17 protein-coding genes and 1 tRNA gene are annotated in these 21,438 nt (G+C 66.2%); 12 read left to right on the top strand and 6 right to left on the bottom strand.

Annotated elements, in window-relative coordinates; genetic code table 11:
• Positions 1-32 precede the first annotated feature (32 nt).
• Both I6F16_RS24365 and I6F16_RS24360 read right to left on the bottom strand, forming a co-directional pair.
• Positions 33-108 (bottom strand) — tRNA-Ala (locus tag I6F16_RS24365).
• Between the two features lie 94 nt (positions 109-202).
• Positions 203-610: a TIGR02300 family protein gene (locus tag I6F16_RS24360; protein WP_036009126.1), complete on the bottom strand. Its 408-nt coding sequence runs from the start codon at positions 608-610 to the stop codon at positions 203-205.
• A gap of 158 nt (positions 611-768) precedes the next feature.
• Between I6F16_RS24360 and aroA the strand changes: the two genes are divergently transcribed.
• The 12 genes from aroA (at position 769) to I6F16_RS24300 (ending at position 13,091) form a co-directional block, all read left to right on the top strand.
• Positions 769-2,106, top strand: coding sequence for a 3-phosphoshikimate 1-carboxyvinyltransferase (aroA, locus tag I6F16_RS24355; RefSeq protein ID WP_225113811.1), 1,338 nt, complete (start codon positions 769-771; stop codon positions 2,104-2,106).
• A complete protein-coding gene (cmk, locus tag I6F16_RS24350; protein WP_036024437.1) occupies positions 2,103-2,741 on the top strand; it encodes a (d)CMP kinase in 639 nt (212 codons plus the stop codon). The genes aroA and cmk overlap by 4 nt, the downstream gene beginning before the upstream one ends.
• A gap of 266 nt (positions 2,742-3,007) precedes the next feature.
• The gene (gene rpsA / locus I6F16_RS24345) at positions 3,008-4,714 is read left to right on the top strand and encodes a 30S ribosomal protein S1 (protein ID WP_036009120.1); all 1,707 of its coding nucleotides are present in this window, start codon (positions 3,008-3,010) and stop codon (positions 4,712-4,714) included.
• Positions 4,715-5,091: 377 nt separating this feature from the next.
• Positions 5,092-6,072 (top strand): signal peptide peptidase SppA, encoded by a 981-nt coding sequence (sppA, locus tag I6F16_RS24340; protein WP_036024439.1) that lies wholly within the window; start codon positions 5,092-5,094, stop codon positions 6,070-6,072.
• A gap of 172 nt (positions 6,073-6,244) precedes the next feature.
• Positions 6,245-6,550 (top strand): integration host factor subunit beta, encoded by a 306-nt coding sequence (locus I6F16_RS24335; protein ID WP_025032949.1) that lies wholly within the window; start codon positions 6,245-6,247, stop codon positions 6,548-6,550.
• Positions 6,551-6,632: 82 nt separating this feature from the next.
• Positions 6,633-7,025 (top strand): lipopolysaccharide assembly protein LapA domain-containing protein, encoded by a 393-nt coding sequence (locus tag I6F16_RS24330; protein ID WP_036009133.1) that lies wholly within the window; start codon positions 6,633-6,635, stop codon positions 7,023-7,025.
• A gap of 67 nt (positions 7,026-7,092) precedes the next feature.
• Positions 7,093-7,752, top strand: coding sequence for a phosphoribosylanthranilate isomerase (locus tag I6F16_RS24325; protein ID WP_036009115.1), 660 nt, complete (start codon positions 7,093-7,095; stop codon positions 7,750-7,752).
• Entirely contained in the window at positions 7,749-8,963 is a 1,215-nt protein-coding gene (gene trpB / locus I6F16_RS24320; RefSeq protein WP_036009112.1) for a tryptophan synthase subunit beta, read from the top strand. Before I6F16_RS24325 ends, trpB begins: the two co-directional genes overlap by 4 nt.
• The gene (trpA, locus tag I6F16_RS24315; protein ID WP_225174060.1) at positions 8,960-9,796 is read left to right on the top strand and encodes a tryptophan synthase subunit alpha; all 837 of its coding nucleotides are present in this window, start codon (positions 8,960-8,962) and stop codon (positions 9,794-9,796) included. The genes trpB and trpA overlap by 4 nt, the downstream gene beginning before the upstream one ends.
• Positions 9,797-9,967: 171 nt before the next feature.
• The gene (gene accD, locus I6F16_RS24310) at positions 9,968-10,909 is read left to right on the top strand and encodes an acetyl-CoA carboxylase, carboxyltransferase subunit beta (protein WP_225174059.1); all 942 of its coding nucleotides are present in this window, start codon (positions 9,968-9,970) and stop codon (positions 10,907-10,909) included.
• Positions 10,906-12,249 (top strand): folylpolyglutamate synthase/dihydrofolate synthase family protein, encoded by a 1,344-nt coding sequence (locus I6F16_RS24305; protein WP_225174058.1) that lies wholly within the window; start codon positions 10,906-10,908, stop codon positions 12,247-12,249. The genes accD and I6F16_RS24305 overlap by 4 nt, the downstream gene beginning before the upstream one ends.
• Before the next feature lie 104 nt (positions 12,250-12,353).
• The gene (locus I6F16_RS24300; protein ID WP_225174057.1) at positions 12,354-13,091 is read left to right on the top strand and encodes a metallophosphoesterase family protein; all 738 of its coding nucleotides are present in this window, start codon (positions 12,354-12,356) and stop codon (positions 13,089-13,091) included.
• A gap of 103 nt (positions 13,092-13,194) precedes the next feature.
• Here I6F16_RS24300 and I6F16_RS24295 read toward each other — a convergent pair whose 3' ends face one another.
• The 4 genes from I6F16_RS24295 to addB all read right to left on the bottom strand — a co-directional run bounded on the left by I6F16_RS24295 (position 13,195) and on the right by addB (position 21,400).
• The gene (locus I6F16_RS24295) at positions 13,195-14,202 is read right to left on the bottom strand and encodes an ATP-dependent DNA ligase (protein ID WP_225174094.1); all 1,008 of its coding nucleotides are present in this window, start codon (positions 14,200-14,202) and stop codon (positions 13,195-13,197) included.
• Positions 14,203-14,359: 157 nt separating this feature from the next.
• The gene (gene trxA / locus I6F16_RS24290; RefSeq protein WP_008540017.1) at positions 14,360-14,680 is read right to left on the bottom strand and encodes a thioredoxin; all 321 of its coding nucleotides are present in this window, start codon (positions 14,678-14,680) and stop codon (positions 14,360-14,362) included.
• Positions 14,681-14,750: 70 nt separating this feature from the next.
• On the bottom strand, positions 14,751-18,260 hold the full coding sequence (gene addA, locus I6F16_RS24285; RefSeq protein WP_225174056.1) for a double-strand break repair helicase AddA: 3,510 nt from the start codon (positions 18,258-18,260) through the stop codon (positions 14,751-14,753).
• The gene (gene addB, locus I6F16_RS24280; protein WP_225174055.1) at positions 18,254-21,400 is read right to left on the bottom strand and encodes a double-strand break repair protein AddB; all 3,147 of its coding nucleotides are present in this window, start codon (positions 21,398-21,400) and stop codon (positions 18,254-18,256) included. Before addB ends, addA begins: the two co-directional genes overlap by 7 nt.
• Between the last annotated feature and the right edge of the window lie 38 nt (positions 21,401-21,438).

The raw sequence follows: 21,438 nt of genomic DNA, 5'->3' as shown, positions 1-21,438 counted from the left end.
GCTGCGCCACGCGTAGCCCGGAGGGCGAAGCGTGGTGGAGCCAGGCGGGATCGAACCGCCGACCTCTTGCATGCCATGCAAGCGCTCTCCCAGCTGAGCTATGGCCCCTTAACCCTAGACGGAGTGAACCTGGTCGATCACCCCGGACCGGCGAGCCTTCCGACTCGCGCGGTGCACCCTTTTTCACAGATCAGGGCTGATCTCAAGTCTCTTCATCACCGCCGACATCACCAATGATGTCGGTCACGTCCTCATCGCCCTCTTCCTCGTCGGCAATGAAGGTCGAATCGTCGTCGTCATCGTCATCGAGGGTCTCGTCGACCTCGATATCGTCCTCCGATTCGGGCACGACCGCCTTGACCTTGCCGGTGTTCTCCTCGGCATCGGCCTCCTCGAGCGAGACCAACTCCTCGGTCTCCGCCGGCTCCGGCGCGTTGTCCTGGGCCATGTTGCGGGCCTCGGCCGCACGGGGGCCGCGGGCAGGAGCGACCGGGGCGATCGGCACCACTTCGCCGGTATAGGGCGAGATCACCGGATTCTTGTTGAGGTCATAGAACTTCTTGCCCGTGGTCGGGCAAATACGTTTGGTTCCGAGTTCGGACTTGGCCACGGCAGGAATCCTGGGAATGTCTGAAAAGCGGTGCTTCACTTGGCTAGTTGGCGGCCCGCTGTCAATAGCGCATTACGGGAGAACGACATGCCCGTGACGGGGCGCGGACCATGTGGTACCTGCGCGCCAGCCCACCGGGCCTATTCAAGGACACAATCTTGACCCATTCCGACCAACCGAGGCCGCTCCAGTCTCGCGCCAGCGGTCCCCTGACCGGGAAAGTACGGGTGCCCGGCGACAAGTCGATCTCCCACCGCGCCCTCATCCTGGGCGCGCTCGCGGTCGGCGAGACCAGGATTTCGGGCCTGCTCGAGGGCGAGGACGTCCTCAACACCGCCAAATCGATGCAGGCGCTGGGCGCCAGCGTCGAGCGCACCGGCGATTTCGCCTGGACCGTCAACGGCGTCGGGGTCGGAGGCTTCGCCCAGCCCAAGGCAGCACTGGATTTCGGCAATTCCGGCACCGGCTGCCGGCTGGTCATGGGCGCCGTCGCCGGCTGCCCAATTTCGGCGGTGTTCGACGGCGACGCCTCGCTGCGCAGCCGTCCGATGCGCCGGATCCTCGATCCCCTGGAAAAGATGGGTGCCAGAGTCACCGCCGGCGGCGAGGGCGGGCGCCTGCCGCTGACCCTCCAGGGCGCGCGCGACCCCCTGCCGATCGTCTACAAGACCCCGGTCGCCTCGGCCCAGATCAAATCGGCCGTGCTGCTGGCGGGCCTCGCCGCTCCCGGCACCACCACGGTCATCGAGACCGAGGCCAGCCGCGACCACACCGAGCTGATGCTGAAGCATTTCGGCGCCGACATCACCTCGGTCCAGGAAGGCCGGCACGGCCGCCGCATCACGCTGGTGGGCCAGCCCGAGCTGCATGGCGCCAATGTCGTGGTGCCCGCCGATCCCTCTTCGGCTGCGTTCCCGATCGTCGCGGCGCTGATCGTGGAGGGCTCCGATGTCGTGCTGTCCGACGTCATGACCAATCCGCTGCGCACTGGGCTGTTCACCACGCTGCGCGAAATGGGCGCCTCCATCGAGGAGAGCGAAGTGCGCGGCGATGCCGGCGAGCCGATGGCGCGCTTGCGCGTGCGGGCGTCGAAGCTGCGCGGCGTCGAGGTGCCGCCCGAGCGCGCGCCGTCGATGATCGACGAATATCTGGTGCTGGCGGTGGCGGCGTCGTTCGCCGAAGGCACCACGATCATGCGCGGCCTGCAGGAGCTGCGCGTCAAGGAATCCGACCGGCTTGAAGCCACCGCCGCCATGCTGCGCGTCAACGGCGTCAAGGTCGAGGTCTCCGGCGACGATCTGATCGTAAGGGGTCGCGGCCACGTCCCGGGCGGCGGCACTGTCGCCACCCATATGGACCATCGCATCGCGATGTCCGCGCTGGTGATGGGCTGCGCCTCCGATCAGCCTGTTACGGTCGACGACACCGCCTTCATCGCCACCAGCTTTCCGGATTTCATTCCGATGATGCGTTCGCTAGGGGCCGAGTTTTCATGATCATCGCCATCGACGGGCCCGCGGCTTCGGGCAAGGGGACGCTCGGCAAGCGTCTCGCCCACCATTACGGCTATCGTCATCTTGATACCGGCGTGATCTATCGCGCGGTCGCCTACGCCTTGATGCAGTCGGGGCACGATCTCAACGATGAGGCGGCCGCGGTGCAGGCCGCGTTGGAGCTCGATCCCGAAAAGTTCGGTAATCCTGCGCTGAAGACCCAGAAGGCCGGCGAGGGGGCCTCGATCGTCTCGGCAATCCCTCGGGTTCGCGAGGTCCTGGTCAATTTCCAGCGCCAGTTCGCCGCCGATCCGCCCGGCGCCGTGCTCGACGGCCGCGATATTGGAACCGTGATCTGCCCCCATGCCGACGTGAAGATCTTCGTGGTCGCCGACCCCAAGGTCCGCGCGCGGCGCCGCACCATGGAGGCCAAAGCGCGGGGCGAGGAGGCGGACGAGGCGGCCGTGCTCGCCGACATCCTCCAGCGTGACGAACGTGACAAGAATCGGCCGATTGCGCCTCTGAAACCGGCCCCGGATGCTTACTTGCTAGATAACTCCCAACTGGATATAGAAGGCGGCGTCCGGGCCGCCATCGACATTATCGAGGCTGTCCGAGCGGGCCGGTCGCGGGGTTAAGCCGCCGCCGTCATTGGAGGAAGTGCCCGCTCCCGCTCTTTGAGGTCGATACGCTTCGTCCCGGTTTCGGGACCGGCGCGATCCAGGTTCCGGACAAGCTTTCAACGTATCGAACGCGCGGGCCTCAGCCGGCCCGCTTCCGCTGTTCTGGTCGCTAGATCAGGGCAACGAGCGGTCGCTCGAAGGTCTTGCGGACCTTCCGACACTGCGCGCGCGATGCGCCCATGAACCCAACGGCCGGCAAGACATCCGCAACTGGAGAACAAATGGCTTCGACTTCTGCTGATACCTATAGCCCGTCGCGCGACGATTTCGCCGCGATGCTCGACGAGTCCTTCGCAGGTGGCAACCTGCAGGAAAGCTCCGTCGTCAAGGGCAAGGTGGTTGCAATTGAAAAGGACATGGCCGTCATCGACGTCGGCCTGAAGACCGAGGGCCGCGTCGCGCTGCGCGAATTTTCCGGCCCCGGCCGTGAGAGCGACCTCAAGGTCGGCGACGAGGTGGAAGTGTTCCTCGATCGCATCGAAAACGCTCTCGGCGAAGCCGTGCTGTCGCGCGACAAGGCGCGACGCGAAGAGAGCTGGGGCAAGCTGGAGAAGGCGTTCCAGAACAACGAGAAGGTCAACGGCGTCATCTTCAACCAGGTCAAGGGCGGCTTCACCGTCGACCTCGACGGTGCCGTGGCCTTCCTGCCGCGCTCGCAGGTCGACATCCGGCCGATCCGCGACGTTGCGCCGCTGATGAACAACTCGCAGCCGTTCCAGATCCTGAAGATGGACCGCCGCCGCGGCAACATCGTCGTGTCCCGCCGCACGGTGCTCGAAGAGACCCGGGCCGAGCAGCGCCAGGAGCTGGTGCAGAACCTCGAAGAGGGTCAGGTCATCGACGGCGTGGTCAAGAACATCACCGATTACGGTGCGTTCGTCGACCTCGGCGGCATCGACGGCCTCCTGCACGTCACCGACATCGCGTGGCGCCGCGTCAACCACCCGACCGAGGTGCTCTCGATCGGCCAGACCGTGAAGGTCAAGATCATCAAGATCAACCACGAGACGCACCGCATCTCGCTGGGCATGAAGCAGCTGCTGGACGATCCGTGGCAGGGCATCGAAGCCAAGTACCCGCTGGGTGCCCGCTTCACCGGCCGCGTCACCAACATCACCGACTACGGTGCGTTCGTCGAGCTCGAGCCGGGCATCGAAGGCCTGATCCATGTCTCCGAGATGTCGTGGACCAAGAAGAACATGCACCCCGGCAAGATCGTGTCGACCTCGCAGGAAGTCGACGTGCAGGTGCTGGAAGTGGATTCCGTCAAGCGCCGCATCTCGCTCGGCCTCAAGCAGACCATGCGCAACCCCTGGGAGGTCTTCGTCGAGAAGCACCCGACCGGTTCGGTGGTCGAGGGCGAGGTCAAGAACAAGACCGAGTTCGGTCTGTTCCTGGGCCTCGAGGGCGACGTCGACGGCATGGTCCACCTCTCCGATCTCGACTGGAAGCTTCCGGGCGAGCAGGTGATCGACAACTACAAGAAGGGCGACATGGTGAAGGCCGTGGTGCTCGATGTGGACGTCGAGAAGGAGCGCATCTCGCTCGGCATCAAGCAGCTCGAAGGCGATCCCTTCGCCGAGCCGGGCGATGTCAAGAAGGGTGCGGTCGTGACCTGCGAAGTGCTCGAAGTGAAGGAAAGCGGTATCGAGGTGAAGATCGCCGGTACCGACTTCACCACCTTCATCAAGCGCTCCGAGCTCGCCCGTGACCGCAACGACCAGCGCGCCGAACGCTTCGCCGTCGGCGAGAAGGTCGATGCCCGCGTCATCCAGTTCGACAAGAAGGCCCGCAAGGTCCAGGTGTCGATCAAGGCGCTCGAAGTCGCCGAAGAGAAGGAAGCCATCGCGCAGTACGGCTCCTCGGATTCGGGTGCGACGCTGGGCGACATCCTCGGCACCGCGCTGAAGAACCGCGACAGCAAGTAAGCGAAACGTCCGTTTTGCGACATCAAGGCCCCGGCGCAAGCCGGGGCTTTTTTGTTGCTGTCTCCACGAACTCCGCTGTCGTCCCGGACAAGCGACGCGAAGCGGAGCGCCGATCCTGGACCCATAACCCCAGGGAGGAGTTTGACGAAGACTCGGAGTTGCCAGCTCGCTCGACGACTCCTCCTTGGGGTTGTGGGTCCCCGCCCCCGTGCGCAATTGCGCACTAGGCGGGGACGACGACCGAGTCTGCGACGACTTGCTTGCCCCACACGAGGCCTTGTTTTCTTCAAATTGCGCCGCAATTGATGTATCGAGATAGGCCAATGGTCACGCCGTGACGGCACAACGCGCCTGATCTTTCATTTGGAGATATTCCGATGTCGCTCGATTCGGACATCATCGTCGATCGCCGCAGGATCCGCCGCAAGCTGACGTTCTGGCGGGTGATGGCGGCGCTGATCGCGATCGCGGCGATTGCAAGCTTCGCGCTGATTGCGACGCCCGGTGCACGCGGCACCCTCGCATCCGCCGGCTCGATCGCGCGCGTCCAGATAGAGGGATTGATCCGCAGCGATTCCGACCGCACGCAGGCGCTGGAGCGGCTCGAGAATTCGCAGGCCGCCGCCGTCATCGTTCACATCAACTCGCCCGGCGGCACCACCGCAGGCTCCGAGCAGCTCTATGACTCGCTGGTCCGTCTCAAGGCGAAAAAGCCGCTGGTAGTGGTGGTCGAGGGGCTGGCCGCCTCCGGGGGCTACATCACCGCGATTGCGAGCGACCACATCGTCGCCCAGCAAAGCTCCCTGGTCGGCTCCATCGGCGTGCTGTTCCAGTACCCCAACCTCTCCGAGCTCATGAAGACGATCGGCGTCAAGGTCGAGGAGGTGAAGTCCTCGCCGCTGAAGGCGGCGCCCAACGGTTTTGAGCCGACCAGTCCCGAGGCGCGCGCCGCGCTCGATGCGCTGGTGAAGGATTCCTATGCCTGGTTCAAGGGGATGGTGAAGGAGCGGCGTGGCATGGATGACACGCAGCTCGAAAAAGTCGCCGACGGCCGCGTCTTCACCGGGCGCCAGGCGATCGATCTCAAGCTGATCGATCAGATCGGCGACGAGAAGACGGCCGTGACCTGGCTGGTCGAGCAGAAGGGCGTCAAGAAGGGGCTACCGGTGCGCGACTACAAGCTCCAGCCGCGCTTCGGCGACCTGCCGTTCCTGAAGACGGCGGCCGCATTGACGCTGGAAGCGCTCGGTTTGGGCTCGATCGCGCACCAGATCGGGCAAACCGGCGTCGCGCAGGCGGTGGATCGGCTCGGAATGGATGGAATGCTGGCCTTGTGGCAGCCGGCTGCGTCCAACTGACCGTCGGCAGGCGAGTTTCAGAGCTTTTTCGCGTCTGACGCGTGCTGGCGCAGCCTGCTTTTTCGGCATTTGTCACGCATTTTCACGACGCCCATCCTTGATTTAGCGTCTTGACAGATCACGGTATTTTCACGGAAATGGTCATCCGCACGCTCCCGGGTCCTATCTCTCGATGATCAAATCCGAACTTGTTCAGCGTATCGCCGAGCACAACCCGCATCTGTACCAGCGGGATGTCGAGAACATTGTGAATGCGATTCTCGAAGAGATCGTAGCGGCGCTTGCACGCGGTGATCGCGTGGAGCTGCGCGGCTTCGGTGCCTTCTCGGTCAAGCATCGCCCTGCGCGTGCAGGGCGCAATCCACGCACCGGCGCCCATGTGCCCGTCGATCAGAAGAGCGTTCCGTTCTTCAAGACCGGCAAGGAAATGCGCGAGCGGCTGAACCGCGACCATCCGGATCCCGGCGGCGTAGACTAGAGCGCGATGTGAGCGCGCTTTGGGGTTTTTCGCGGTCGCACAGGATGCGGCCGCAAGCTTGATTCAAGGCGAGCGAAGCCAGATGCGAAAGTTCCTGACCGCGCTGATCGTACTTCCGCTGGGCCTGATCCTGGTGGCGTTCGCCGTCGCCAACAGGCATTTCGTCACGGTCTCCTTCGACCCCTTCATTGCCGACGACCCCTCGCTGTCGATCACCCTGCCGCTGTTCCTGTTGCTGATCCTGGCGGCGGCCCTGGGCGTTGTCGCGGGCGGCTCCGCCGTCTGGCTCGGCCAGCGGCGCTGGCGGCGCGCGGCGCGCCGGAATGACGCGGAGGCCCGGGCCGTCAGGGCCGAACTGGCCGATCTGCGGGCCCAGGCGACGGCAGCGAAGGCGGAGTCCCAGCGCCTTCCCGTTCCCTCCGGGATGGGCCTGTACGGGCCCGTCGGGCGAGACAAGCAGCGCGCGACGTTGTAGAAGCGGCCCCGACCGAAAAGCCCCGTTTTCCGGCCGCGGACCCGCGGCCTCTACCCGCTTTGAGACCATGTCCCTGCTCGTCAAGATCTGCGGCCTGTCCACGCCCGAGACGCTCGAAACGGCGCTCGAGGCGGGCGCCGACATGGTCGGGTTCGTGTTCTTTCCGCCGTCGCCCCGGCACCTGTCCCTGGAACTCGGCCGTGACCTCGGCCGTCAGGTCAAGCGGCGCGCGCTCAAGGTGGCGCTCACGGTCGATGCCGATGACGCAACGCTCGACAACATCATGGACGCGCTGTCGCCGGACATCTTCCAGCTCCACGGCGGGGAGAGCGTGGCGCGGCTGCGCGACCTCAAGCAACGCTTCGGCCGCCCGGTGATGAAGGCGGTCCCGGTCGCGACAGCGGCCGATCTCGCGGTGCTGCCCGGCTACGCCGCGGTCGCCGATCGCATCCTGTTCGATGCGCGCGCGCCGAAGGACGCGACGCGGCCCGGCGGTCTCGGGGAGCCCTTCGACTGGCACCTGCTCGAAAAGCTCGATCTGAAACTGCCCTATATGGTTTCGGGGGGGCTGCACGCCGAGAATCTCGCCGAGGCCCTTCGTGTCACCCGCGCCAGCGGCGTCGACGTGTCCTCGGGCGTCGAGAGCGCGCCCGGCGTCAAGGATCCTGACATGATCAAGGCCTTCATCCGCGCCGCGCGCGCCACCCAAGAGTTAAGCGTCCGATGAACATTGCCAAGCCAAACTCCTACCGCAGCGGCCCCGACGATCGCGGCCATTTCGGCATTTTCGGCGGACGCTTCGTCGCCGAAACTTTGATGCCGCTGATCCTCGACCTGGAGAAGGCCTACACCGAGGCCAAGGCCGATCCGGCGTTTCAGGCCGAGATGAACGGCTACCTCAAGAACTATGTCGGCCGGCCCTCGCCGCTCTATTTCGCCGAGCGCCTGACCGAGCATCTCCGCGGCGCCAAGATCTATCTCAAGCGTGAAGAGCTCAACCACACCGGCTCGCACAAGGTGAACAACGTGCTCGGCCAGATCATGCTGGCACGGCGCATGGGCAAGAAGCGCATCATCGCCGAGACCGGCGCGGGCCAGCACGGCGTTGCCACCGCGACGCTGTGCGCACGCTTTGGCCTCGAATGCGTGGTCTATATGGGCGCCGTCGACGTCGAGCGGCAGCAGCCCAACGTCATCCGCATGGAGATGCTGGGCGCCAAGGTGATGCCGGTGCAGTCGGGCACGCGCACGCTGAAGGATGCCATGAACGAGGCGCTGCGCGACTGGGTCACCAACGTGCATAACACCTTCTATTGCATCGGCACGGTGGCCGGTCCGCATCCCTATCCGACCTTGGTGCGCGATTTCCAGTCGGTCATCGGCGACGAGACCAAGGCGCAGATGCAGGAGATCGAGGGGCGCCTGCCGGATTCGCTGGTGGCCTGCATCGGCGGCGGCTCCAACGCGATGGGCTTGTTCCATCCGTTCCTCGATGATTCCTCCGTGGAGATCTTCGGCGTCGAAGCCGCCGGCCATGGCCTGACGCAGCTGCATGCGGCCTCGATCGCGGGCGGCCGCCCCGGCGTGCTTCACGGCAACCGCACCTATCTCTTGATGGATGCCGACGGCCAGATCCAGGACGCGCATTCGATCTCGGCCGGTCTCGATTATCCCGGCATCGGCCCTGAGCATTCCTGGCTGCACGAGGTCGGCCGCGTCAATTATCTCTCCGCGACCGATGACGAGGCGCTCGCCGCGTTCCAGCTGCTGTCAAAGCTCGAAGGCATCATCCCCGCGCTCGAGCCCGCGCATGCCATCGCCAAGGTGATGGAGCTCGCGCCGAAGCGGCCGCGGGACCACCTGATGGTCGTCAATCTCTCCGGCCGCGGCGACAAGGACGTCCCGCAGGTCGGCGACATCCTGAGGGGCAAGAAGTGACCACGCGTATCGATACCCGTTTTGCCGAGCTGAAAAGCCAAGGCCGCGCGGCCTTTGTCACCTATGTGATGGCCGGCGATCCCGATCCCGCGACCTCGCTCGAGATCGTCAAGGCGCTGCCGAAGTCCGGCGCCGACGTCATCGAACTCGGCATTCCCTTCACCGATCCGATGGCGGATGGTCCTTCGATCCAGGCTGCAGGCCTGCGTGCGCTCAAGATCGGCATGACCTTGAAGAAGACGCTGGAGCTGGTGCGCGACTTCCGCAAGGACGACAATGTCACGCCGCTGGTGCTGATGGGCTATTACAATCCGATCTACATCTACGGCGTCGACAAGTTCTTGGCTGATGCCAAGACGGCCGGCGTCGACGGCCTGATCATCGTCGATTTGCCGCCGGAGGAAGACGACGAGCTCTGCATTCCTGCGCTGAAGGCGGGGCTCAACTTCATTCGCCTGGCGACGCCGACCACTGACGACAAGCGCCTGCCTGCGGTGCTCGCGAACACATCAGGCTTTGTCTATTACGTCTCGATCGCCGGCATCACCGGTGCGGCGGCGGCGGACGCCAATGCCGTCGGTGAAGCTGTCGCGCGCATCAAGCGGCATACCAGGCTCCCGATCTGTGTCGGTTTCGGCATCCGCACGCCGGAGACGGCGCGCGCCATTGCCGAGAAGGCCGATGGTTCGGTGGTCGGCACCGCGCTGGTGGACGCCCTCAAGAATAGCCTCGATGCCGAGGGACGGGCGACCGCCAAGACCGTTAACGCCGTCGCCGAATTGACGGCCGCTCTGGCCCAGGGCGTCAAGGGCGCGCAGCAGGCGGCGGAATAGGCCATAATTCCGCTGTAGCTCTTTAGTTTGAGCATGATCTGGTCGGAAAACCGCTTCACACTTTTCCGGATCATGCTCTAACGCGGGCGACACGGCGGCTTGCCGGGCAGATGTCCGGCCGCCATATATCCTTCAGGCGATTCCCAGCGGGATCGCACATCGGAGCAAACCATGAACTGGCTTACCAACGTGGTCCGGCCGAAGATCCGCAACATGCTGCGGCGGGAGACGCCGGAGAACCTGTGGATCAAATGCCCGGATTCCGGGCAGCTCGTGTTCTACAAGGACGTCGAGGCCAACCAGTTCGTCATCCCCGGCTCGAACTACCACATGCGCATGGGCGCAGTGGCGCGTCTCAAGTCGATCTTCGACAACGAGACCTGGTTCGACATCGCGCTGCCCGAGGTCACGCCTGACCCGCTCAAGTTCCGCGACGAGAAGAAATACGTCGACCGCATCAAGGACGCGCGGGCACGGACCAATCTGAACGATGCGGTCAAGGTCGGCTACGGCAAGCTCGAAGGCGCCGCCGTCGTCGTCGCCGTGCAGGATTTCGACTTCATGGGCGGTTCGCTCGGCATGGCCGCGGGCGAGGCCATCGTGCGCGGGATGGAGCTCGCGGTCGAGAAGAAGTCGCCGTTCATCGTGTTCGCCGCGAGCGGCGGCGCGCGCATGCAGGAAGGCATCCTGTCATTGATGCAGATGCCGCGCACCACCGTTGCGGTGCAGATGCTGCGCGAGGCCAAGCTGCCCTACATCGTCGTGCTGACGAATCCCACAACCGGCGGCGTCACCGCGTCGTATGCGATGCTCGGCGACGTGCAGATCGCCGAGCCCGGCGCGCTGATCGGCTTCGCCGGCGCGCGCGTGATCGAGCAAACCATCCGCGAGAAGCTGCCTGAAGGCTTTCAGCGCGCCGAGTACCTCAAGGAGCACGGCATGGTCGACATGGTCGTGCACCGTCATGAGCTGCGCCCGACGCTGGCGCGGCTCTGCCGCCTCTTGACCAAGGCGCCGGCGCAGGAAGGCGCATCGAAGTCCGTGCAGCCGGTCGCAAGCCCGGCGCAGATCGTATCGGCCGCCGAGACGGCGCCGGCTGCGCCGCACGCGTGAACGCCTCCCCTGACCGTGCAAGGACACCGCTCGATGAAGTGATCGGGCGGCTGTCGGCCCTGCATCAGAAGCGCATCGATCTCGGGCTGGAGCGGATGCACCGTCTGCTCGAGCGGCTCGGCCACCCCGAGCGCAAGCTGCCGCCCGTGATCCACATCGCCGGCACCAACGGCAAGGGCTCGACGCTGGCTTACCTGCGCGCGACCCTGGAGGCTTCAGGCCTGCGCGTCCACGCCTACACGTCCCCCTATCTCGTCCGCATCAACGAATGCTTCCGGCTCGGCCGCCTCAGTGGCGGTGTGCTCGTCGGCGACGACGAGCTGCGTGCCGCGCTTGAAGAGGTCGAGCGCGTCAATGCCGGCGAGCCCGCCACATTGTTCGAGCTGAAGACCGCGGCCGCCTTCCTGCTGTTCGCGCAGAACCCGGCCGACATCGTGCTGCTCGAAGTCGGCCTCGGCGGCCGGCTCGATTCGACCAATGTGGTCGATCAGCCCACGGCCTGCGTGATCACGCCCGTCAGCATGGATCACATGGATTTCCTCGGCGATACGCTGGCATCGATTGCCGGCGAGAAGGCCGCGATCATTAAGCGCGGCGTGCCCGTGATTTGCGCCGAGCAGATGCCGGAGGCGATGGGCGTGATCGAAGCGCAGGCGCGGCGCATGCGCGCGCCGCTGTTCGCCGCAAACGAGAGCTGGCACGTCAATGTCGAGCGCGGACGTCTCGTCTATTCCGATGATCGCGGCTTGATGGACCTGCCGGCGCCGCGTCTGTTCGGGCGCCACCAATTCGCCAATGCCGGGCTCGCGATCGCGACGCTGCGCGCGCTGCCGACCATCAAGGTCAACCACGGCGCCTTCGAGGCCGGCATTGTCGGCGCCGACTGGCCGGCGCGGATGCAACGCCTCACCTCTGGCGAGCTGCTGTCCTGGGGTCCGCAGGGCTCGGAGATCTGGCTCGACGGCGGCCACAATGCCGAGGGCGGGCGCGTTGCGGCGGCCGCGCTCGGCGACCTCGAGGAGCGGGTGTCCCGGCCGCTGGTGATCATCGCCGGCATGATGGCCAACAAGGATGCGCACGCCTTCCTCGCCAATTTCGCCGGCCTCACCCGCCACATCATCGCAGTGCCGATTCCCGACACGGAGAATGCGATGCCGGTCGACCGTCTCGCCGATGCCGCGCGCAGCCTCGGCATGCGCGTCGAGCCTGCCCCCGGCGTCGAGGCCGCCCTGCGCGCGCTGGCGCAGCTCGCCTACGAGCTGCCGCCGCGGATCCTGATCACCGGCTCGCTGTATCTCGCCGGCCACGTGCTGGCCATCAACGGCACGCCGCCTGCATAGAGGTTGCCGTAGCCCGGATGGAGCGAAGCGCAATCCGGGATCGTGCCACAAGCAAGGAAGGTCCCGGATTACGCTGCGCTCCATCCGGGCTACAGGAAATGCCAATGCGCTTTGCCGCGATTGCCGACATCCACGGAAACTATCTCGCGCTGGAAGCCGTGCTCGCCGACATCCGCGCGCTCGGTATTGCCGACATCGTCAATCTCGGCGACATGCTGAGTGGCCCGCTCGATGCGCGCCGCACCATTGAGATCCTGATGCCGCTCGACGCCGTGCACGTCCTCGGCAATCACGACCGCTATTTGCTCGACCGTCCGCCGGAGAAGATGGGGTCGTGGGATCGTCCCGCCTATGCAGCCCTCGATGCCGGGCAACTCGACTGGCTGCGCGCACAGCCGATGACCCGGGTGTTCCGTGACCAGGTGTTTCTCTGCCACGCGACGCCACACAATGACGAGGTGTACTGGCTCGACAGCGTGCATCCCGACGGCACGGTGGCGCTGTCCGCGCTCGACCACATCGAGCAACTCGCCCAAGGCATCACGCAATCCCTGATCCTGTGCGCCCACACCCACCTCGCCCGCGCCGTGCGCCTGCGCGACGGCCGGCTGATCGTCAATCCCGGCAGTGTCGGCAGCCCCGGTTTTCGCGACAAGCATCCGTACCCGCATGTCGTCGAGGCCGGCACGCCGCACGCGCGCTATGCGATCCTCGAACGCGTCGATGCTGCCTGGCAGGTGACGTTCCGGCATGTCGCCTACGATCACGAGGTTATGGCGGCGCTCGCGCGGCGCAACGGTCAGCCCGAACTGGCGAACGCGCTGGCGACGGGGTGGATCTAGTAGGTGTTGCTGCGTAGCCCGGATGGAGCGGAGCGCAATCCGGGGCCATCGTTGCTTGGGGCATGATTCCCGGATTACGCTCCGCTCCATCCGGGCTACCGGGCTACTTCAACAGCTTCATCGGATCGGCCGCCTTCTGCTTCAGCTGCTCGAATGTGCATTGCCGCGGCGCCTTGTCCGGGCGCCAGCGCAGGATCGAGGTGCCGTGGCGAAAACGTTCGCCGCTGAAATGGTCGTAGCAGACCTCGATCACCAGCTTCGGCTTGAGCGGACACCACTTTGCGGAACGCTCGGTCGACCAGCGGCTCGGCCCGCCCGGCGCGTTGCCGGTGAAGCCGGGCTCGCCGATCAGTGCTTCGAGCCGATCGGTCATACCAGGCTTCGCCTCCGCCTTGATCGCCGAGGTGAAGCCGACGTGATGCAGCAGGCCGTCATCGTCGTAGAGCCCGAGCAGCAGCGAGCCGACGACGTTTCGGCCGGCGATCTTGTTGGTGGCGTAGCGGAAGCCGCCGACCACGCAATCGGCGCTGCGGAATTTCTTGATCTTCTGCATACCGTCGCGATTGCCCGCCTGGTAGGGCAGATCGATCCGCTTGGCGATGACGCCGTCCGAGCCGCCGCCGGATCGCGCCAGCCACTTTTTGGCCGTGGCGTAGCTCGTGGTCGCCGGTGAGAGGCGGAACAGGCTGCCCTTGATGTTGGCTTTCGCGAAGGCTTCCAGCGCCGGCCGGCGCTCGCGCAGCGTCTTCTCAGCCAGGCCCTTCTGCCCGGATGTCGCGAGCAGATCGAAGACGAGGTAGAGCGCCGGTGTCTCCACCGAGAGCTTCTTCACGCGGCTTGCCGCCGGATGAATGCGTTGCAGCAGCGCGTCGAAGGAAAAGCTCTTGCCGTGCGGCACGACGATTTCGCCGTCGAGCGTGAAACGGTCGGCCTTCAGCTCCAAGGCAGCAGTGACGACTTCCGGGAAGTAGCGCGCGAGGTCTTCGCCCGATTTGGAGCGCAGGTCGACCTTGCTGCCGTTGCGCGCCAGCAGGCAGCGGAAGCCGTCCCACTTGGGCTCATATTGCCATTCACCGCCGCGCGGGATCGCGTCGACCGAACGCGCCTCCATTGCGGCGAGAGCGGTTGGCTTGCGGTCGCGCTTTCGGGGAGGAACAGGCAAGGGCAGGACTCGTCATACGCTGAACACGCCCCATCAACGCCAAACGGCCGGCTTTCGCCGGCCGTTGTCGAAAATAATCTTGCGCCAATAATCCTGCGCCAGTGGATCAGACCGCGGAGGTGATCCATTGCTGCAGCTTCGCCTTCGGCGCAGCGCCGACCTGGCGCGAGGCCATCTCGCCGCCCTTGAAGATCATCAGGGTCGGGATCGACATCACGCCATACTTCGAGGCGGTCTTCGGGCTCTCGTCGACATTGAGCTTCACGATCTTGACCTTGTCGCCCATCGCGCCGGCGATCTCGTCGAGTGCGGGTGCGATCATGCGGCAGGGGCCGCACCATTCGGCCCAGAAATCGACGACCACGGGGCCGTTCGCCTTGAGCACTTCGGCTTCGAAATCGGCGTCGGAAACCTTGCTAACGGCCATTGGGAGTACCTCACTCGGTTGAAAGAGAATCGGCGCGACCTGGAATCGCGCCCGGGATCATGGGGTGAACCTATGAACGGCCCCTTGCCGGGTCAAGGACGCTCACACCGAGATGAAGGGATGCCAGCGCCGCGTCCAGCGCGGGGGCCGAAATCTCCATATATTCAAGGGCCTCGGTCCAGAGCAGGACGGCCCTGACGGACCTTTGGGGATAAAGCCGCGACAGCACCGCCCGGTACAGCGCAAGCTGGCGGACATAGGTCGCCGGCGCCTCGGCCGCGCTTTTGGGCGCTGCCTGGTTGGTCTTGAAGTCGACGATCAGGACTTCCTCTGGGCGCACGACCAGCCGGTCGATCTGTCCCGATACCAGGGCCGGCGTGCGGCCCGGCCGCTCCAGCCGCCCGGCGATCGCGACCTCCGCCCGGCTGCCGGCGGCAAAGACGGGCGCGAAACGCGGCTCCGTGATCAGGGCGAGCACCTTGTCGGCCAGTGCGATGCGATCGGCCTCCGGCCAGTCCGCGGCGTTGCGCGCCATGAAGCCGAGCGCGGCCTCGCGCCGGCGCTCGCCGGCGATCTCGGGCAGCGATTGCAACAGGCGATGCACCAGCGTGCCGCGTTGCAACGCCAGCGCGCGCGACTGCACCGATTCGCCCGATCGGACGCTGCGGCCCTCCTCGGCAGGCTGGCCCGAGGGGCGCACGGGATCCTCGTCGATGGTCTCGCGCGGGGCCGGTGTCCGCAGCCACTCCGGCAGCGCGATGGTCTGGTGCACGGAGGCCGCCGGCGCGCCCAGCGCCGCGACGTCCTCAGGACGGGCGAACCGGGTGACCTTGCCGAGCGGCGTCTCGATCACCTGCTTGTCGAGGCCCGAGCCTTTGAGCCCGGTGTCGACGAGGTCGTACCAGCTCAGCTTGCGCACCGTCTTCACGTTGCCGGGCATGCAGCCGCCGACGATCAGCCGATCGGCCGCGCGCGTCATAGCGACGTAGAGCAGGCGGCGATATTCGTCCTCGGTCTCCTCCAGCATCGCCTTGCGCGCCTCGGCGACAGGCCTGGGATCGTCGGCCTTGCGGCCGGCCCAGACCACGACCTCGCCGCCATTGCCGCGCGGTACCTGGATCAGCCGCAGCCGCTGCGAGTCCGCGGGCGAAGACGTGGTGTCGACCATGAACACGACCGAGGCCTCCAGGCCCTTGGCGCCGTGTACGGTCATGACCCGCACCTCGTCGCGCGAGATCTCCATGTCGCGCTTCACTTCGGTGTCGGCCGAGCGGAGCCAGGCCATGAAGCCCTGCAGCGAAGCCGGCGCCTTGCGCTCGTAGTTCAGCGCGAGCTCCAGGAATTCGTCGAGCGCGTCATTGGCCTCGTGGCCGAGCCGGCGCAGGATGCGCGCACGCCCGCCATCGCCGCCCAGCAGCCAGGCGTAGAACGCGAACGGCGTCTCCTCGCGGGCGCGGATCTCGCAGGCTTCCAGGCGACGCAACGCCGTGGTGAATTTTTCGCTTGTGGCCGCGTGCTCGCCGAGCGCGCGGCGCAGCGAGCCCTTGCGGTCCCAGGCGAGAGTGAACAAATCGTCGTCATCGAGCCCGAACAGCGGGCTCTTCAGCGCCACCGCGAGCGCGAGATCGTCCTGCGGCAGCAGCAGCGCGTCGGCCAGGTTCATCAAGTCGATGATGGCGATGTGCTCGGTGAGCTTGAGGCGGTCGGCACCGGCGACCGGAATGCCGGCGTGCTTCAGCGCCTGGATCACGGCATCGAATGCGTTGCCGCGCCGGCGCACCAGGATCAGCATGTCGCCATAGCGCAAGGGACGGCGCTCGCCCTCGTGCCCTGTCAGCGTGCCGCTCTCGACCAGCCGCTTGATCTCGGCCTGGATGCGTCGGGAAAGCTTGACCTCGGGGCTGGTGACTGCGACGCCATCGAACGGCGCACGCCAGCCCTCGATGTCCTGCCGATCGTCGGCCTCCGCGAGGTCCCACAGCTCGATCACGCTCGGGCCGGCATCGCTCAGCGAATTGTGCAGGGGATGGCCGATCTCGACCGAATGGATGCTCTTGTAGATCGCGGGATCGCGGAAGACGTGGTCGACCGAATGCAGGATCGTCGCACCCGAGCGGAACGAATAGGTGAAGGCGACCGGATCGAATTTCAGGCCGGCGGCGGTGAACTTGCGATGCAGCTCGCGCCTGCGCGCGTCGAACTCGTGGGGAGCTGCGCCCTGGAACGAGAAGATCGACTGTTTCTCGTCGCCGACAGCGAAGATGGTGCGGTTCAGCCCCTCGCGCGCACCTTCGCCGGCGGTGAACTCGGAGATGATGTGCGCGATGATGTCCCATTGCCGCGGGCTGGTATCCTGCGCCTCGTCGATCAACACGTGATCGACGCCGCGGTCGAGCTTGTAATGCACCCAGCCCGAGGCGATGCGGTCCAGCATCGCCAGCGTCTTGTCGATGAGGTCGTCGTAGTCGAGCAGGCCGCGCTCCTGCTTCTCGCGGCGGTAATTCGCGGCGGCCGCTGTCGCGATATGCAGCAGGGCCGCGGTGCGGTCCCGAACCGTCACGGCGCGGCGCTTTTCGATCAGCCCTGCAAGGCGCTGCGCCTCGGCTTCGAACAGGCGGGCCACGGAGGGATTGTGATCGCAGAACTTCTTGGTCAGCACCGCCTTGCGCGGCAGCTTGTCGTCGGTGAGGAAGACGGACAGATAGGCGTCGACCTGATCGCTGCCGGAAAACACCTTTGCCGCGCGCAGCCGCCCTGCCTGGTCATTGTCGGATTTGCTGCCGTCCTCCAGCGCGAAGGCAATGTCGTCCCAGCGCGCGCGCGGCAGGAACGGGCCGTCGAGAATTTCCGTCTCGACGGCTTCGATACGGTCGCCGATGTCAACGCCCAGCACCGCAGCCATCTGCGCCGCTGCGGCTTCCGCATTGCCGGCCTGGTCGGTCCAGGCCATGAAATGATCGCGGCTGAGGCACGCCTCGCGCACGACCTCCTTGAAGGTGACATCCGCGGCGCTCGCCATCGCCGTCAGCAGCGCGCGGCCGGTGACGCTCTCCGGATCGCGTGCGGCTTCCAGCAGCACCTTCAAATTGGCGCGTTCCATCATGTCGGTCTGGTCGCGCTCGTCGATCACGGCGAAGCGTGCGGGAACGTTGGCCTCGAACGGAAATTGCTGGAGCAGGCGGGTACACAGTGCGTGGATGGTCTGCACCTTCAGCCCGCCCGGCGTCTCCAGCGCGCAGGCGAACAGCTTTCTCGCATCGCGGCGCAGTTTTGCGCCGGGATGCGGGATGCCGACCGCGCGGATCGCCGCGTCGAGCGCGTCATCGTCCAGCGTCACCCAATGACCGAGCGTGGTGAACACGCGCTCGGCCATGTTTGCGGCGGCAGCTTTTGTGAAGGTGATGCAGAGAATTTTCTCCGGTGGCACGCCCGAGAGCAGCAGGCGGATCACGCGCTGCACCAGCACATGCGTCTTGCCCGAGCCGGCGTTGGCCGAGACGAAGGCCGACGCGGTCGGATCGGATGCGCGCGCCTGCCGCGCGCGCACCTCGTCGGGGATGGGACGCGGCGCCTTCACCATTCCTCGATCCCCAACCCGCCGGCCGCGGACCATTCCTTGATCCGGGCAAGGTCGTCATAGGTGCCGTAGCGATTCGCCCACATCGGCAGGTTCAGCGATGTATAAGCTTGGTTCTCGTCCTCGAAGGCGCGGATCAGCGCTTCCAGCTTTGCCCTCGCCTCGGCGGCCGCGGTGTCCGGCGGCTGCGGCTCGTCGCCCGGCTTGAACTTGAGCTCGAGGATGCGCTCCTCGCCGGGTGGATTGTTGCCGCTGAGGCGGACATAGACGAGCTGGCTCACGGAGGCGCCGGCGTCGATGTCGGGAAAGCCGCCCTCGCGCAGGATCGCGGCTTCCAACGTCAGCTGCGGCGACAGGCCCATGCGGACCTGCTTGCCGGTCGGCGGCTGGCCGGTCTTGTAGTCGAGGATGGCGTAGCCGCCGCCCTGGCGGCGTTCGATGCGGTCGGCGCGCGCGGAAAGGCGGAAGCTGCGCTGAGGATCGAGCATGATCGAGATCTCGCCACGGGTCTCCGCGACGATCGCCGCGATCGCCTCGCGCCGCGACGTCTCCCATTCGCCGAACCAGCGCGCGATGCGCTGGAAGCGCGGCCACCACAGCGCCCGTGCTTCGGGCCGCTCCATCAGCGGTGCAAAGTGCTTCTCGCCGATCGCGCGCAGCACCCGCGCGGGATCGTCGGGCAGACGCGCCGCATAGCTTTCCGTGAATTCGCCGATGGCATCGTGAATCGCCGATCCGCGGTCGGCGGCCGAGAGCGGCATGTCGACGGGATCGAGCGCATCGAGCCGCAAGATACGTTTGGCGTAGATCGTGTAGGGATCGCGCAGCCAGTCCTCGATCTCGGTGACGGACATCTTGAGCGGCCGTGTCGCGCGCGGCGGCCGTGGTTCCGGCTGCTTGATCGGCTTGACCTCGTCGGGCTGGTCGAGCGCCGCGGCGAACTGCACATATGTCTCGCCGGCGCGAACCGCCGCCTTCCAGAGCTCATCGCCGGCCACCGCCTCCAGCCGATGAAGGAAGCGCGAGGCCACCGCCGGCGCGCCGCCGGCCTTTGCGGAATGAGTGAGAATGACCTCGTCGCCGCCGAGCAATTGCGCGAAGTCATGGGCGGACAGGCCGATGCGGCGCTCCGGCAGATCGAGCCCGAGCTCGTGGCGCATCGGCCGGCTGAGCCAGGGATCGATGCGCGGCGCCGGTGGCCAGACGCCTTCGATCAGGCCGCCAATGATGATGCGGTCGGCCTGCATCAGGCGCGATTCCAGCGGGCCGTAGATTTGCAGCCGCGCGCCCGGCCTGTCGCGCCGCCGCACCGCGCGATCGCTGAACGCGGTCTGGAAGACGTCCGGGTAATCCGCTAGCTGCACCAGCAATCCGCTGGTCGTGCCGCCGCGCAAGAGATCGTCGAAGGCGCCGGCGAGCGCGAGACCATCGCGATCCTCGAAGGCGAGCGGAATGCCCTGCTCGTCGCGCGACAGCTCGATCATGATCTCGCGATGCCGATGCGCAAGCTCCGCGAAATCATACGGCTTCGCCGGCGGCAGGCTCTCGATCGACGCCAATGCCTTTTGCAGGGCGTCGATCAGAGCCTGGATGCGATCGAGATCCTCGGCCTTGAGACGCGCCCGCGGCTCGGCGCGATGCAGTGCGGAGACCTCGCTGCGCCACAGCTTTGCCAGCTCCTCGCGGAAGCGGTTGAACTCGCGCAGGAGGCCGGCCGTGCCTGCCGGCGGGCGCGTGCCGCGCAGCAGCGCAAGCTCCAGGCTCTCGATCGCCATCTTCCACGCCCCCGGCGCGCGGCCGAGCCGGCACAGCGGATGCTTCAGCATCGCCAGCAGCGTCGGCGGCTCCAGGCCCTTGGTGGCGGCCTCTGCCGCAAGGCGCGCAAACGTGCCAGCGGATGTTTCCATCAAGACGTCGCCGCCGGAATCATCGAAGGCGAGATCCCATCGGGTCAGCGCCGCCATCACCCGCCGCGCCAAGGCGCGGTCGGGCGTGACCAGCGCCGCGGATTTGTCCAGGTGCCTGGCCTCGCGCATCGCAATGGCGATGGCGAGCGCTTCCATTTCAGGATTGGGCGCTTCGACCACCGCGAGGTTCTTCATGCCGCCCGCGATCTTCGCGGCGACATCGGGCTGCTTCAGCCGGTCGTGCCAGACCTCGGTCTTGGCGGACGGCCGCATCGATTCCGACGCGAGCAGCTCGCGGCCGTCTTCCGCCGGCGGCTGCAAGATCTCGACATCGCTGCGCTTAATGCCGAAGCGTTGCAGCAGCGCATTCATGGCGTATTGCGGATGGTTCGACGCCGGATGCTCCGCGAACTTGCCGAGCGCATCGCGCACGCCGCCGATGCTGCGCCAGGAATCGTCGTCGAGATCGGTGTCCAGACCGGGCAGCACCACGGCGCCATGCGGCAGCGAGGCGACCGCATGCAGGAACTTTGCGGTGGCCGGCATCGAGCCGGTCGAGCCGGCCGCGATGACGGGGCCATGCGGATCCGCGATCAGCCGTTTGGCTTCCGCTTCGATCAGTTGGTCGCGTCGCGCAGCTGGCTCGATCCGGTTGATCTCGGTGAGATGATTGGGCCAGGCGATGCGGGCGATGCGCAGGAATTCGAGCGAGTGCTGCCAGTAGCGGTCGAGGTTATCAGGCACGAGGCCGTCGAGCGCGCTCCAGTCGACGCCGCGCGTCACCATGTCGTCGATCAGGCGCGCGAGATCGGACGCCAGCGCCAGCGTCGAGGCGGGGCCGCCGACGACCAGCGGCGCCAGCACCGGGCCCTTGGCCCAGGCGGCGACGAGCTGCGCCAGCGTCAGGCGCCGTTCGAGCTCGCCCAGGCGCGGCGGAATGTCGAGCGGCGCGGTCCCGGAAAACTGCTCGCTCTCGCCCGCGAAAGCGAGCTCGTCCTCGTCGATATCGCCGAGCGCGACGATGCGCGGCAGCACGACGGCATCCGCTTTCATTTCATCGAGGAAGATTTCGCGCACGATCCGCATGGCGCGCCGCGTCGGCAGATACAGCGTGGCGTCCGCCAGCCGCGCCGGTTCCTTGCGCGCCTCGAATCCCTCGACCAGCCGCCCATCGAGCAGGGCGGTGACGACCGTGCGCAGGAACGGAACTGAGATGGGAACGCTGAAGACGCGCATGAGCTGCCTGATTCGAAGGATCAGGCAATATAGGGAGA

Origin of the sequence: Bradyrhizobium sp. IC4060 (assembly GCF_020193715.1) — a bacterium.
Classification (GTDB): domain Bacteria; phylum Pseudomonadota; class Alphaproteobacteria; order Rhizobiales; family Xanthobacteraceae; genus Bradyrhizobium; species Bradyrhizobium yuanmingense.
This window is presented reverse-complemented; position numbering and strand designations above follow the sequence as displayed.